General features: G+C 45.1%; 11 protein-coding genes and 1 tRNA gene. 9 read left to right on the top strand and 3 right to left on the bottom strand.

Going from position 1 to position 15811, the window contains the following annotated elements; genetic code table 11:
* Positions 1-35: 35 nt before the first annotated feature.
* The 6 genes from AC27G9_RS16995 (at position 36) to AC27G9_RS16970 (ending at position 7996) form a co-directional block, all read left to right on the top strand.
* A complete protein-coding gene (locus AC27G9_RS16995) occupies positions 36-1358 on the top strand; it encodes an ATP-binding protein (RefSeq protein ID WP_487075673.1) in 1323 nt (440 codons plus the stop codon).
* Positions 1359-1446: 88 nt separating this feature from the next.
* Positions 1447-3945 carry an efflux RND transporter permease subunit gene (locus AC27G9_RS16990; RefSeq protein WP_487075672.1) on the top strand — a complete coding sequence of 833 codons (2499 nt, stop codon included), beginning with the start codon at positions 1447-1449 and terminating at the stop codon, positions 3943-3945.
* Positions 3932-4741, top strand: a complete 810-nt coding sequence (locus AC27G9_RS16985) for an outer membrane lipoprotein-sorting protein (protein ID WP_487075671.1) — start codon at positions 3932-3934, stop codon at positions 4739-4741. Before AC27G9_RS16990 ends, AC27G9_RS16985 begins: the two co-directional genes overlap by 14 nt.
* 1 nt (position 4742) lies before the next feature.
* Positions 4743-5993 (top strand): hypothetical protein, encoded by a 1251-nt coding sequence (locus AC27G9_RS16980; protein ID WP_487075670.1) that lies wholly within the window; start codon positions 4743-4745, stop codon positions 5991-5993.
* Positions 5994-6146: 153 nt separating this feature from the next.
* Complete coding sequence (locus tag AC27G9_RS16975) at positions 6147-7067, top strand: lipase family alpha/beta hydrolase (RefSeq protein WP_487075669.1); 921 nt, start codon at positions 6147-6149, stop codon at positions 7065-7067.
* The gene (locus AC27G9_RS16970; RefSeq protein ID WP_487075668.1) at positions 7067-7996 is read left to right on the top strand and encodes a lipase secretion chaperone; all 930 of its coding nucleotides are present in this window, start codon (positions 7067-7069) and stop codon (positions 7994-7996) included. Before AC27G9_RS16975 ends, AC27G9_RS16970 begins: the two co-directional genes overlap by 1 nt.
* 17 nt (positions 7997-8013) lie before the next feature.
* Here AC27G9_RS16970 and AC27G9_RS16965 read toward each other — a convergent pair.
* Positions 8014-8088: transfer RNA gene (locus AC27G9_RS16965), tRNA-Arg, on the bottom strand.
* 301 nt (positions 8089-8389) lie between these two features.
* Here AC27G9_RS16965 and AC27G9_RS16960 point away from each other — a divergent pair.
* Together AC27G9_RS16960 and AC27G9_RS16955 are read left to right on the top strand one after the other, a co-directional pair.
* Positions 8390-8785 (top strand): c-type cytochrome, encoded by a 396-nt coding sequence (locus AC27G9_RS16960; protein ID WP_487075667.1) that lies wholly within the window; start codon positions 8390-8392, stop codon positions 8783-8785.
* Between the two features lie 77 nt (positions 8786-8862).
* Positions 8863-11472, top strand: a complete 2610-nt coding sequence (locus tag AC27G9_RS16955; RefSeq protein ID WP_487075666.1) for a bifunctional diguanylate cyclase/phosphodiesterase — start codon at positions 8863-8865, stop codon at positions 11470-11472.
* Here AC27G9_RS16955 and rep read toward each other — a convergent pair.
* Complete coding sequence (gene rep, locus AC27G9_RS16950) at positions 11450-13468, bottom strand: DNA helicase Rep (protein WP_487075665.1); 2019 nt, start codon at positions 13466-13468, stop codon at positions 11450-11452. The genes AC27G9_RS16955 and rep overlap by 23 nt on opposite strands.
* Before the next feature lie 121 nt (positions 13469-13589).
* Here rep and ubiK point away from each other — a divergent pair, with 121 nt between their 5' ends.
* Positions 13590-13832 (top strand): ubiquinone biosynthesis accessory factor UbiK, encoded by a 243-nt coding sequence (ubiK, locus tag AC27G9_RS16945; protein ID WP_487075664.1) that lies wholly within the window; start codon positions 13590-13592, stop codon positions 13830-13832.
* Positions 13833-13877: 45 nt separating this feature from the next.
* Here ubiK and AC27G9_RS16940 read toward each other — a convergent pair whose 3' ends face one another.
* Positions 13878-15794, bottom strand: coding sequence for a methyl-accepting chemotaxis protein (locus AC27G9_RS16940; protein WP_487075663.1), 1917 nt, complete (start codon positions 15792-15794; stop codon positions 13878-13880).
* Positions 15795-15811: the final 17 nt, after the last annotated feature.

Raw genomic sequence — 15811 nt, 5'->3', positions numbered from 1 at the left:
CGTTGCATGCGCTTCTTTTTAGTTGATATTTGCTTATGAAAAACCTCTTTTTTCGTCTCTACCTTTTTATCATTGTTATGGTTATTGGTTTGGGCTGGAGTCTCGATAGGCTCTACGATGAGCACATGCAAGAAGCGAACGTCACAACCGATTTGGACTTGCATAAGGGCACTTTTTTTCTGCTGAACCGCGAATTGGCCAGACAGTCTGCCGAACAACAGCAAGATTATCTCAGCGCGATTTCTGCGTCATTTGGATACCCATTATCTTTACAACCTGCCTACAAGGTTATACAAGGTGAAACACTTAACCAAACACCGCTTACTGAATCGCAACAATTCTTTCTTGAAGAAGGCGGAATTGTCACTATTTTCGACGATTTCAGCGGTGAAAGCTGGTTTATTCAACGTTACGCTCAGTCTGAAAACATCATTGTCATCGGGCCAATCGTCAACCATTCCTCAACCGAAAATGATGCAATTTTTACCAGTGTTTTCTTGTTCGGGCTTGCACTGGCGGTATTTGTTTGGGTATGGCCAATTTCGAAAGGGCTAGTTAACCTCACCAGAGCGGCAGAACAATTCGGCAAAGGCGAATTCGATGCGCGAGTTGATGCGCATGTCGCCGCGCCGCTCAAACCCCTCGCTGAGCGTTTCAATAGTATGGCCCAGCGCATACAGCGCTTGATCAAGTCACACAAAGAGTTGTCTCATGCTGTCTCTCACGAGCTGCGAACCCCTATCGCGCGTATCCGCTTTGCAATGGAAATGGTCAGTGCTGTGGATTGCAATAATTCTCGACAAAAATACCTAACAACGATGGATGAGAACATCGTTGAGCTTGATAGCTTGGTAGACGAGCTATTGGTTTACGCTCGATTTGATAGAGAAGAGCCGCAACTTACTATTAAACCGATACCACTGTGCAAAGTCATCGCCGATACGCTGGCTAAGTTTCAAATGATTCACAGCCACCTGAGGTTCGAATTGAAGACAGCATTACCTGTTGAGACTCTCATTCAATGTGATGAGGATGCCATGGTAAGGGTGTTAGATAACCTCGTTCGCAACGCCGTGCGCTATGCAGAAACTCACATTTTGATTCAATTACAAATCAATGATGGCCATACCAACCTCAGTATAAACGATGACGGTCCTGGGATTCCGCCATCGAGCTGGCAAACGCTTTTTGAGCCCTTTGTACGTTTAGATCAAAGCCGAGATCGCAATTCTGGCGGTATTGGGTTGGGGCTCGCTATCGTAAAACGCTACGTTGAGCTCCATAAAGGTAGTATCAGTATCGGACAATCTGATATGGGCGGCGCCGCGTTTATCATCGACTTACCCGCCTCCGCGTAAGCAACATTAATACATAGACTTTAGTCGACTTGTATTTCTTCGGCATAAAATATAAGATTTTACTAATATTAGATAAACCTTATGTTTTATGCATTTTTTATTTTCTCATTCCAAATCCGTTATTACAGCAATTGTGCTGATCGTGTTGGGCTGTGCGTGGCAATTGCCACAAATTCAGATTGATACGGATCCTGAGAATATGCTGGTGCAACACCACCCAGACCGAGTTTTTCATAATCAAATAAAGCAAACCTTTGCGTTGAAAGATGTCATTGTGCTCGGTATCTCAGTTGATAAAGCGTTGTTTGAGCCTGCTTACCTGGCGGATATCGATGTCGTTAGTCAATTTGTATTGGCAAATCCACACGTCGTACATCGCGACGTATTGTCGTTAAGTACCGTGGATAACATCAAACATATCGATTCAGGCACACTTCGTTTCGAGTGGTTAATGAAGGAAGCACCTGATAGCCCAGCCAAAGCCATTCAAATTCGCGAGGCCGCGCTCAACATTCCTCTTTTTAAAAATACACTGGTGTCGGAAGATGGTAAGGCATCGATTATTTTTATACCTGTTACCGATAAGCAAAAAAGCTATGAAATTGCACAAGTTTTGCGTGAGTTCATCTCTCAATTACCTTCTGCTCCTCATTGGTATATCACAGGTTTACCTATCGCAGAAAACCAGTTTGGCGTAGAAATGTTCGTTCAAATGGCGATTTCGGCGCCGCTTGCTGGACTGACGATTTTCGGTTTGATGTGGCTGTTTTTTCGTAGTATTCCACTGATTCTTGCGCCCATGTTCGTCGCCATTGCGACTGTCATCATCACTATGGGGGCACTCATTGGAATGGGGTTTACCGTCCATATCATGTCATCAATGATCGCTATCTTTCTCATGCCAATAGCTGTGGTTGACGGTGTACATGTATTGTCGGAATTCAGTGAAAAATACGACGGTAATAGCGATGTTAAATATACTATCGCCTTGGTTTTAAAAGACCTGTTCAAACCTATGTTGTTAACATCGGTGACTTCATCAGCTGGCTTCTTATCATTGCTGTTAACTCCTATTCCCCCAGTACAAATATTTGGTGCGTTTATCGGGCTAGGGATTCTCGTCGCTTTTGCCCTAACGCTTGTTATTATCCCGATATACATCAACAGTATGTCGGCATCTTCACTGCAATCACTGCATCGCATTCATACTAACAAGGGAGCAATTCAGCATTTGTGCAGTGTCATTGGCAACCTCGCGATGAATCACAAATCAGTTTGGGTTGGTTTAGCTGCATTTGTGTGCGCCGTGGCAATAGTAGGTATGACCAAAATCCAGGTTAATGACAACCCGGTACGTTGGTTTAAATCAAATCATGAGATCCGCATAGCAGATGCCAAGCTCAATGAACAATTTAGTGGCACTTACAATGCCTATCTCGTAATTTCGCACACCGGCAAACGCCAATCTGTTGCTCAATTAATGCCGACAAACCCACCCGCCAAACTAAAGCCTTGGATTGCGTCGCTGGCGGAAGATATAAGTTTGCCGTCACTACTCAACGAAATTGAAGACCAGTTATTCTTGAACAATGTTGAGACAGAACAATGGTTGCTAGAGTTTGCCCATACTGTTGAACAGGCAATCGGGTCGCAACAAATTATGTTACAACCCGACGTACTAAAATACATTGATACCTTAGAACAGGCTCTTGAAGAGCAGGCCTTTGTTGGTAAGGCGAATTCTGTGATCGATATCGTCAAGTTAATGAATAGGGAGATAGTGAGCGGTAATCAAAGCGATTATCGACTCCCCCTTCGTCGCGATGCGATTGCGCAATTACTGTTGCAATATCAGTCATCCCATCGACCTCAAGACCTTTGGCATTATGTTACGCCGGACTATCGACAAACCTTGTTGTGGCTGCAAATGACAAGTGGCGACAATACGACTATGTCTTCGGTCAAAGCGTTCGTGGAGGATTACACTAAAACGAACCCGCTACCCAAAGCGCTTAAGCTGCAATGGGCGGGTAAGTCGTATCTCAATTTAGTGTGGCAAGAGAACATGGTCGGCGGCATGCTGGAGAGCTTGATCGGGGCATTTGCCGTTGTTTTTGTTGTCATGTTGTTGCTTTTGCGGTCGGTGCAACTGGCGGTAATAGCCATGCTTCCGCTGAGTATCTCCATTTTGGGCATTTATGGCCTTATTGGCTTTATCGGCAAAGATTACGATATGCCAATTGCCGTGTTATCAGCACTGACGTTGGGATTATCTGTTGATTTCGCCATTCACTTTCTTGTCCGTGCGAAATCTCACCTTGAACAAAGCAAGGACATACAAGCCACCCTTGAGTATATGTTCACCGAACCATCAACTGCGATTGTCAGAAATGCTTTAGTGGTCGCGTTCGGGTTTGTTCCCCTGCTCTTTGCGCCACTCGTACCATACATCACTGTTGGTTTTTTCCTCGCTGCAATCATGCTGATTTCTGCCTTAGTCACATTACTAATTTTGCCTGTTTGTTTGCATTGGCTACACCACAAAACGACTCGTCGTTATGAAGGATTGAATTATGAAACACATTAGATGCTGGCTGACGTTTTTACTGTTGTCACTTATGGCGTGTTGCCCACAATCATTCGCCAGTACTAGCCCGAAGGAGGCGAAGAAGTGGGCGCTAAAAGCAGAAAAGGCGGCTTATTACAGCGGCAATACTGCCAGGTCTCAGGTGCGAATGATGATTGTCGATGGTCAACAAAGAAAGCAATTCCGCCAGTTTACATTGCTAAGGAAAAACAATGTGGAAAACGCAGACCAACAAATGATGGTATTTTTTTCTCGTCCTGCAGAAGTCAAAAATACTGTCTTCAGAGTAGAAAAACACGCTGGTAACAACACTACAGATGATCGTTGGCTTTACCTCCCTGCCCTCGATCTCGTCAAGCGAATCGCATCGACGGACAAGCGAACATCCTTCGTCGGATCACATTTTTACTACGAAGATGTGTCTGGTAGGAACATTCGAGAAGACACTTTCGAAATCGCCGAAGACAAGCAGTCTGAGGTCTCACTATTGGCCACTCCCAACTTGCCAGATTCTGTCGAGTTTACGAGCTATTTAGTTACCATAGATAAAGCCACTTTTCTGCCGGTAAAAATAGACTACTTAGATGGCAAAGGCCAAGTATATCGGCGAGTAGAAGCGATCGAAACGAAGGTGATTCAGGGTTTTCCCACTGTCGTTAAAAGCAAAGTATCGGATCTTGTCACTGGCGGCTTTACGCTTATGGAATTTCGCAACATACAGTATGAACTTGCGATATCAGATGACGTATTCACCGAGCGAAGCTTACGCACTCCGCCTACTCGTTTTTTGAAGTAATATGAGATTAATTGTTCTTTTAACGCTATTTCTGTTTACCCAGTGGCTTAACGCGCAGGAAATGGCCGAATCCGCAGATAGTGTGTGGGAAGAAGCATGGACAGATTGGGAGGACGATTCCACATTAAATGCTTTTTTCGAAATTGGTATGGGCAATAGGTTCCACCGTGATCCTGCGTTGCTCCAAGCTGCAACGATGAGAGATACAAGGCTTAACCTATCTTGGCAAAAAGCGCTCGATCGAATATCGATGTCCCCAGAAGTAGAATTGGTCCATGACGCCGTCACGAAGAAATTCACTCTAAACGTAAGAGAATTGAGTGCTTCCTTAGCAACGTTTGAAAAAGCCGATATTAAAATAGGTCGTCAGATTCTGACTTGGGGTGTAGGAGATTATCTATTCTTAAATGATTTATTTCCTAAAGACTTCCAGTCTTTTTTTAACGGTAGAGATGACAGATACCTAAAAGCCCCTTCTGACGCTATCAAATTTAGCTACTTCCACACATTGCTAACCCTTGATGTGATTTACAGCCCTCGCTTTGAACCCGATAACTATATCAATGGCGAGTATTTCTCATTTTACCAACCAGCAATAAACGGTAACACGAGCACCTCCCCTCATGTGCAGTTACCCAATGGGAGAGAATGGTCTACTCGAATTTCCACTCAATTGGGCCGCTCGGACATTGCTCTCTATGCGTCGCAAGGTTTTGCCAGATCTCCTTTAAGTACAGACATGCAGGGCGCTCCAGCTCATCACAAAATGGAGAGTATCGGTTTAAGCCTTGTAGTACCCAGTTCTGTGGGACTGTTGAAAGCCGAATATAGTTACTATTCAATACCTCGAGGACAGGCCCTGATATCTCATCCACCAAACGAGTCTCGTTGGTTGTTCGGAATAGACACAGAAATTGCCACGTCGCTTGTCTTGAATCTCCAACTTTACACTGAGCAATTTCACAACAAACAATCTCATGAAGCTAACAATGTGGCAGTATCAAACCGCTGGCTGTTGACGACAGGGCTGAATTACACCACACCACGCCAATATTGGTCGTTCAAGGCATTTCACTTTTATTCGATAGAGGATAACGATGGCTATTTACGATTATCGAGTTCGTATAAGTTCAATGACACCACTTCGATTACGACAGGTATCAACTACTTTTACGGTAAAAATCCAACCACATCTTTTAATCAGTTTGAAAAGGCGAGTAACGCTTACGTGCGAATGCGTTGGTATTTTTAGTATTCGATACTTAACAAAAACGCTTTGATTTAGCATAAATTTTCAACTTCATCATTTGTTCAATTAATAACCAGCATTCACCACATCTAGTTTGACCTCTGACCAGCTTAATGATAATTATTTGTAAACAAACTGTTAAAAGAGAGAGTTGGCGTGAAAAAACTAATAAAAACCCTACCTGCCCTTCTGCTTGCACTGAGTTTTAACGCATTTAGTGGGACTTACACGAAAACCGAACACCCGATTGTATTGGTCCACGGCATATTTGGCTTTGACTCGGTACTCGGCGTGGATTATTTCTATCGTATTCCTTACTCGTTAAGTAAAGATGGTGCAACAGTGTTTACGACAGCAGTATCCGCTGCCAATAGCTCAGAACTCAGGGGAGAGCAGCTATTAGTACAAGTGGAACAAGTGCTGGCGATAACAGGTGCCGACAAGGTTAACTTGTTTGCCCATAGTCAAGGCGCACAAACCGCCCGATACGTGGCCAGCGTAAGGCCTGACCTCGTCGCTTCTGTCACCAGTATTGGTGGCGTGAATTGGGGCAGCCCTGTTGCCGACGTTATCCGTGATAAAGTACCTGAGGGCTCTGTTAGTGAGACCTTGGCGGCAGGTGCTGCAAACGCGTTGGCTACTGTGATTGACTGGTTTTCGGGCAACGAAAATTTACCACAAGATTCACTCGAAGGTTTGGAAGTATTAACTACCCAAGGCACACTGGCGTTTAATGCAAAGTATCCAGAAGGCGTGCCCTCGAGTTACTGCGGACAGGGGGATTTTCTTGCCCCCAATGGCGTCTATTATTTCTCATGGAGCGGCACTCGCCCACTGACAAACGTGTTTGACCCGCTAGATGGACCCATGTTTACTACCAGCCTTCTCATCGACGAAGCCAACGATGGTTTAGTACCTCGTTGCAGTAGTCATTTGGGCTACGTGATAAAGGACAACTACCGAATGAATCACATAGATGAAGTCAATCACACGTTCGGTATCCATCACTTGTTTGAAACAGACCCCATTACGGTTTACCGCCAGCAAGCAAATCGTCTCAAAAACATGGGCTTGTAATGTTTCAAAAAGGGCTAGTATTCAGTGCAGCAACGATGGTTGCTGCCTTCTTGCTTTTCCATGTCTTCACTCAGACACCGGAACCGTCGGTCTCACCCAAAGCCCGTGTTGAAATCAATCCGCAGGAATCGCCACAAACCCCGCCAAGGGTACTGACGATCGATATCGACGGCGCGCAAAGCAACGATGTTGAGCACTGGTTGACCCAAAACACTCGGCGTCTATTTGATCATTTTCTGTTGCGCTACCAAGATGGCGAAGAGGAAATGTGGGTGGCATTTAAGGCCCACTGTAAACCACTGAGCTATTGTCCCGAACTGACGGCTTTGTTCAAGCGTTACATCGACTACAAGCTCGCCCTTTCAGCAATAGACACCGGGCCTATTCGTCAAGCCGATGGCTTCTATCGCCGATTGGATTTGCTAAAAGACCTTCGCGCGCGTTTTTTTACTGAAGTCGAAAAATTAGCATTGTTTGCTGGTGACGAACATTGGGATGAGAACGCATTACAACGCCTAGCGATTTATTACGACGATGCGTTAGACAGCGAGCAAAAACAAGCGCTTTTAGACGCGCATTTTGCGGGCTTACCCAAAGATCAACTGGATGCCATACAACCCACCCAACAGCTTCAAAAACTGCAACAGATGACTCTGTCTAACGGCAATCCATACAATATGCTCGCCGCCGAATTTGGTCACACTGCCGCTCAGCGCCTGGTCGAAGTAACACAAAAACAAGAACAATGGAAAAGCCGAGTCAATGCGTTTCTTGAGGCATCACGAGAATTGACAGAGACGTTATCAGACAACCCGCAAGCGGCAGAGTATGAGATTAACGCGTTGAAACAGTCGTCATTTGACGAGAAAGAACAGAAAAGGCTAGCGGTATTTGTTGCCAACCCGCAGCTTTTAGACAAAAGCCACTGAGCATAAAAACAAAGAAATGGCGCTCCCGGTAGGAATCGAACCTACGACTTATCCTCCGGAGGGACACGTGATATCCACTTCACCACGGGAGCGTTACATTGATCTAGCGCTACAAATGGTCAGATAAACCGACGATTAGCTGGTGTTTAATCGTTAAACCTGAGTAATCTAATGTAGCGTGATCGGCGTAATCATACTGACCGAGACTCTCTGCATCAACCCATTTCGCTATCAAACCGCCAGAGTGTTAGGGATATCAGCATTTTGTTCATTTTATGAACACTAAATGGTTACTTTTTGTAGGTATTTAGTCGTAAAGTGTTGTCGGGGGTTGATTTAAAGTTATAATCTGGCCAATTACTATTAAAAGACCGAGTTTCCCTGGAGACAAATGTGAAAGTAAAAACCTGGATAAGTGTTATTGGCGCTGCACTCACTGTGTTTGCCGCACAGGCACAAGACACAAATAACGACGAAATTATCAAGCGTATTAAGCCAGTGGGTTCTGTTCATGTAGCCGGCGCGGTTGCAGCTGAACCAGCAGGAGCGTTGTCAGGTGAAGATATTTACAACAAATCTTGCGTGAATTGCCACGGCGCTGGTGTTCTAGGTGCACCAAAGCTTCAAGCAGCTGCGGATTGGCAGCCTCGTATCGATGAAAAAGGGTTTGATACACTATGGCAAAATGCCATCAATGGTATCAACGCTATGCCACCGAAAGGCACATGTGGCACTTGTAGTGATGATGACATCAAAGCTGCAATCGAGTACATGATCGAAGGTATCTAATGGTTTGTGTACCTGTGGAATACCGCAGGTACACGCACCTCTATGCGTGTTTGAACGCATTTCAACTGGCTTGCTAAATGTCGACGGATCCATTTCAGAACGAGCTATCGGAAGAAGAGTTACGAGAGCTAATCCCACAGCTTCAACAACTGACCGATAAGTACAAAAGGGCCGAACGAGTCCAAAAAGCGTTACTCGACATCTCGGAGTTAGCCAGCTCCGTGAGCAACCTCGCTCTGCTGTATTCTGCTATCCACGAAATCATCGGTGATTTCATGATAGCTGATAACTTCTTTGTCGCATTCTACGAACAAGACAACGACTCCATCGATTTCTCATACTTTATTGATGAGCATGATGAGGATGTCGTCAGGCAATTGCCTCCTGAACGATTGAATAATGGCATCACAGGCTATCTCATCAAGAAAGGCGAGCCTTTGTTCATGAGTAAGTCGGAAATCGAGTCTAATCAAAACATCGATGCCTGCGGCTCAATCCCCGAACAATTGATTGGCGTTCCTCTAAAGCGAGGCTCGCAAATCATTGGTGCAATGGTTGTCCAGACCTATGACCAAGGTGTGGTTTATACCAGAGAAGATCTCGAAGTCTTGTCATTTGTATCTCAACACATTGTCACAACCGTTGACCGTGTAAAGAGCCGTGAACTAACTGAACGCACAATTCGGGAACGCACTCGGCAACTGCGTAAGATCAACGACGACTTACAAGAAGAAATTCTAGAGCGTCAAAAAGTCGAATCACTCCAGCAGGCGTTGTTTGAAATATCGGAATTGGCCGCCAATCTCGAAGGCGATATGGACGGGTTTTATTCTAGTCTTCACGATATCCTCGCTAGGCTCATCAGTGCGCCCAACTGTTTCATCACCACTATCAGCGATGATAGAGGACGTTTGGAATTCCCCTATTTTTGTGATGTCGAAGAGGATGCCGCCTCGCCTCGGCCTATGGGATTAGGATTATCAGAGTTTGTTATTCGAACCGGTCAGGCTCAGTTGATTAATCCACCTCGTATTCTCGAGCTAGCCGAAGAAGGCGAAATCGATGTGACCGTCGCACAAAATATGTTGAACAAAGCGAATTCTTGGCTTGGGTCGCCATTGGTTGTCGATGGTGAAGTGTCAGGTGTCATAGCGGTTCAAACCTACGGTAAGCATTCCAATTACACAAATAGAGACTTAGAACTGCTCCGCTTTGTATCGCACCATATCGCCGTTGCAATGCAAAGAAAGCGCAGTACAGATGAGATTCAAGCTTACAACGTTCAATTGGAAGAGCGGGTTAAAGCTCGCACTTTAGCACTCGACAAAGCGAACCAAGTGCTGAAACAGCAAATTGAAGAACGTAAAGAAATTGAGCTTAAACTGATCCACGACGCGCATCACGATGCATTGACCGACTTGCCGAACCGAGTGATGTTCACTAGTCGCCTAGAGCTAGCTATTGCCAATAAGCAGCGCCATCCAGAAAACTTATTTGCCGTACTTTTTATTGACCTAGACCGTTTTAAAATCATCAATGACACCCTTGGTCATCACGCGGGGGATGAGTTCCTCGTAGAGGTTGCCAAACGCATTGGCTACTGCATTCGTGGGCATGATTTGCTCGCTCGTTTGGGCGGAGATGAATTTGTTGTGTTGCTCGACAACTTTGAAGACATGGCTGATGTTGAAGACGTTGCAGCACGAATCATCAATACCATATCAGCGCCATTCCAGCTCGATGGTAAAGAAATGTACTCAGGTGCGAGTATTGGTATTGCTCACTTGGAAACCTATTACCGTTCGGCAGATGAAGTCTTAAGGGATGCCGATGCTGCCATGTATCAAGCAAAAACCCTTGGGCGCGGTCGCTTAGCCATGTTTGACAAGAGTATGCGAGAGCGTCTTCTGGAAGAAATGGAACTCGAAAACGAGTTTAGACGCGCGCTGAGAGAAGAAGAATTCGAATGTTATCAACAACCGGTGTTCGCACTCTCGAATAGCAACCCTTTGTACTACGAAATGTACGTGCGATGGGCCCACCCAACGTTAGGCAAAGTAGATAGAACACATTTCCGTCAGATTGCTGATCAAAGCGGGCTGACCCTGGAACTCGATTTGTTCCAGTTAGAAAAGAGCTTTGAAATGGTCAAAGCTTGGCAGCAAAAAGGAATGACGGCATTTAAAGTCGGTGTGAATGTATCTATCAACCACCTTTTACAGAGTTCGTTGGTGAATAAAATTATTCAGTCGATTGAAGCAGAAAACATCGATCCAGCTTCGTTAGTTTTTGAATTTGACGAAAACGACTTAAACCGTCGCTCACAGTACATATTACCCGCTATCAAAAAGCTAAAGCGCGCAGGTATTACTTTAGTGCTGGACAATTTCGGCAGTGGGCTGGCGTCGCTCAGCTACTTGTTTTCATACCCATTTGATTACATCAAAATTGACCATAGGTTTGTCAAATCGCTGCCTCGGTCGCAAAGGAATTTAAAACTGATTCAGTCAGTGATGCTGATATCTGAGCACTTAAAGTTCAAAGTCATCGCAGAAGGCGTTGATGGCCAATCGCAATTGGATGCACTGAATGACATTAAATGTGATTATGCTCAAGGCAAAATTCTCATGGAGCCGCGACCAGTATCAGAAATTCCAATACGCCCTAATCCCCTTTCCCCAACATAGCTCTTAAGTTAGCAATACTTGTTTGCCCTTTTTGCTGTCTTTCTTCTGCGCTTGCTTTAGGCTTTTGGTTTTCCCACTGCAAATCATCCACCGGCAACTCATATAGGAATCGACTGGGTTCTGGAATAATAATTTCCCCAAACTGTCTACGCTCTCTGGCCAAGCTGAATACTAGTTCTTTCTGCGCCCGTGTTATACCGACATACGCGAGGCGGCGTTCTTCCTCGACATTGTCTTCATCAATACTACTTTGATGAGGCAATAGGCCTTCTTCCATCCCAACAAGATAAACAATAGGAAATTCCAACCCTTTTGAAGCATGGAGAGTCATTAGCTGTACCTGATCTGACTCAGAATCGTCTTCGCCACGTTCCATCATGTCGCGCAAGATAAGTCGATTGACGACCTCTTGTAACGTCATTGGCGCTTCTAGCTCATTGCCCTCTAACATGCCGGTTATCCAACCGAACAAGGTAGATATATTAGCCATTGCCATTTCCGCCGCTTTCGGACTGGCGCTATGCTCGTAAAGCCACTCTTCATAGCCCATCGCTTTGATCATGGTCCTCAACGCCGTGACCGTATCCCCTCTCGCAGCCTCATCGCTAAGCTCAACTATCCAACGTGCAAATTGACTCACAGCCAATCTTCCCTGCCCTGAAAGCACACCACCCAATCGGTCATCACACGCTGCGGCAAACATGGATACGCCTAGTTCATTGGCAAAATTGCCAAGCTTTTCCATCGTTGCTCGACCAATACCACGGTTCGGAGTATTGATAATGCGCAACAAGGCGTTGTCATCATCTTGATTCACCAGCACCCTTAAGTACGCCATGATATCTTTCACTTCTGCACGGCCAAAAAAGCTCATTCCCCCTGATATTTTATAAGGGATCCGGTTACTCATTAGCACTTTCTCAAATACACGACTCTGGTGGTTGCCTCGATAAAGAATGGCATAGTCTTTAAAGTCAGTGCGATTCATGAACTTGTGAGCAATCAATTCAGCAACGACGCGCTCTGCCTCGTGTTCCTCATTTTTTGCGGTTAGGACTTTAAGGGTCTCGCCATAAGGCAGATCAGAGCGAAGCTTTTTATCAAAAAGGTGTGGATTGTTTTGAATCAAAATATTAGCACAGTGAAGAATACGGCCGGAGGAACGATAATTTTGCTCGAGCTTAATTACATTCAACCGAGGAAAATCGGTCTGTAATAAATGTAAGTTCTTTGGCTGAGCGCCACGCCACGAATAAATTGACTGGTCATCGTCTCCAACCACGGTAAAGCGCGCCCGTTCACCCACTAGCAGTTTTACCAACTCATATTGGCTAGTGTTGGTGTCTTGATATTCATCCACCAATAAGTAACGAATCTTCATTTGCCATTTGTTTCGCACTTCTTCGTTTTGTTTAAGTAGCAACGTCGGCAATAGAATCAAGTCGTCGAAGTCCAACGCATTATAGGCACGCAGGTGATTTTGGTACTGTTGATAGGCCGCAGCGAAATCCCGCTCACCTTGGCTTTTTGCTTGTTTCAGCAAGGCATCTGGCAAAACTAAATCATTTTTCCAGTTTGAAATACAACTTTGTAGCAAAGATAGTTGGTCTTTATCACCGTCCAAAGTGTCAGTCGTAAGGTCGTTGAGTAACGCCATACTGTCTTTATCATCGAATAAAGAGAACCCTGATTTTAAGCCAAGCTGTTTGACATGCGCTTTGATGATGTTCAATCCCAGGGTGTGGAAAGTGGACACTTTCAGGCCCTTTGCCTCTTGCTTACCCAAAGTTTGCGCAACCCGCTCTTTCATTTCTCGAGCGGCTTTATTGGTAAAGGTAACGGCGGCTATCTGCCGAGCAGGCATATCACATTCTCTTACTAAGTAAGCGATTTTGTTGGTAATTACGCGGGTTTTACCACTGCCTGCGCCAGCGAGTACGAGACAAGGGCCAGACACATACGTCACAGCGGATTGTTGTGCTTCATTTAACTTCATAGTGATAATTACCAACGGGCTTTGCCGACTTGTCGGCGGTTGTGCGGGTTTTCATTGCAACTAGACCACAAGTCTCTAATATAAGGTCATTCCATTGCGACGGGCATTATAAGGTAAATTTATGCTAGATCCGAAAAAACTCGAAGAATTGGCGCAGCAAATTGCGGGAACTATGCCAGCTGGCATGAAAAACATGGCCGAAGAAGTTGAGTCGAAAGTCAAACAAGTGCTGCAAGCTCAATTATCAAAGCTTGATATGGTCACTCGTGACGAATTTGATATCCAAACCCAAGTTCTCATGAGAACTAGAGAAAAGCTCGAAGCGCTAGAAGCACGTCTAGATGCATTAGAGAACAAAGAATAGCAGTACAAACCTTTACTCTTGGCAAAGGTAATATCAGCGAAACTATTAGCCTTGAAGCCTTCGAAGCTGTTGCTGAAGATCTTGAATAACTTGTTCTATACCAGTAACAGCTGACCCTGTTTCTTCCGCTCCAGCTTTAGCACGTTGTGCAATCTTGGCGATATCGTCAAGTTGCTCTGCAACGGATTCGGTTTCTCGTCGCTGATTACTCGCTTCACTTGAGATATCGGTACTGGCGAGATTGATTTGCGCTACGAGCTCGCTAATACGCTGAATTGCAATACCAACATTCTTCGCTTCATCAATACTCAAATTCATTTGTTCGCGACTTTGCGTCATGCTGGTATGGGTGTCTTTGGTAGCAGATTGCAACGCATCAATGATAGTTTGAATTTCTTGAGTTTGACTTTGAGTCCGTTGAGCTAATGTTCTAACTTCATCAGCAACTACGGCAAAGCCTCTGCCCTGTTCGCCCGCTCGAGCCGCTTCAATGGCCGCATTAAGCGCTAATAAATTAGTTTGTTCAGCAATCTCATCAATACCACGGGACACTTTACTAATGGCTTCTGTATCTTCAACCAACTTATCCAGTGAAGCCTGCGATGTTTTGGCTTGTTTTTCCATCGCCTGCATCACTTGTTCTAAGGTTTGAAGTTGCTGGATACTCTGCTGAGCGGCTTCATCCGCTTCGCTAGCCGTTTGAGAGGCCGACTCAGAGTTATCATCAACATTTTGCGCCATACCTGCCATTCGCGACATTGAATCCACTATTTGCTGCGTTTCTTCTTGCTGTGCAAGGGTGCCTTCTAAGGTCGTTCGTGTTACTGATTGCAAAGAGCCTGCCGCTGTCGTCAAACTATCGGTAGCGACAGCCATGTTCTTGACAGTTTGCTCCAAATTTTCCGCCATGCTATTTACATCTTCACCGATGGTTTTCATTTCATCACAGGTTTGCAATTTCACCCTAGCATTCAGCTTTCCCTGAGCAATGGCGTGCACAACTCTAACGACCTCCGCGATGTTTAGGGTAACGTTGGCGTACATGCCAATAAAGAAAAAGGCCGCGAGCAAAATCGCAATCACAGCTAAACCCACAATAAATCTATGCGTGTATACCGCGCCAGATACCCGTTTTTTCAACGTATCATCTAACATGGGAATCGCTGTATTTAAGTACGTGCCCAAGGCTTCAACGACTTGCTTATAGTGACGCTCCACATCGCTTGGCGAAACTAAAATGCTGTCAGGGTCTAACATTTGGTCTTTGACCATCACCAAGTAACGCTCAAGTTGCTCGTTTAGTGATTGCCACTGGCTCGGTACCGGCTGGTCTGATTCCACGCTTGCAAGCGTCAGAATTTCATCAATTTGCTTTTTCTTAAACAACAATTCGCGTTGTGCGTTAGATAAACCAATAAACGAATCTTGAGTGAAACGATTAGCTTGTGCGATTTCAACTGCCAACTCGTGGGCATTTCTGAAACTATCAATGTAGGCAGGTAACTGTGCTGTGAGCACATCAATCGAGTAATGTGTGTCTAACTGAGACTCAAGCGACAAATTGCTCTCATCTGCTACTGCGCTAATCAGAAGGCTGAGCTGAGCTTCAACGTTACCGACGTCACCACCATTGAATTCTGTTGGCAGTTCAGCAAGTAACTTTCCGCTGCGTCGTGTTAGTAAGGAAGGGTATTCAGTATCAATGAGGTTTCTAATTTTTGCGGTATTTAGACGATTGCTGCCCATCATCGCGGCATCTTTTTGGTCATACAGCTCGGCAACAATATGCAACCCAGCGACTTCACCCTGGCCAAATCGAATATCAGCCCGTAATTCGTCATCGAGAAAGTAAAGGGTGATTAACAAAGGCAAAATCAAAATTGCGCTGAGTAGTACAAACTTACCAGAGTAGCGCAAACCAGACATAATGGATTGAGCTGGCTTTGTTAGCGTGAGCAGCATGTTAACCACCTTTCGTG

Source organism: Alteromonas sp. 5NS40-0096, from assembly GCF_057544385.1.
Note: the sequence above shows the minus strand (reverse complement) of the source record. Positions and strands in the feature narration are given on the sequence as shown.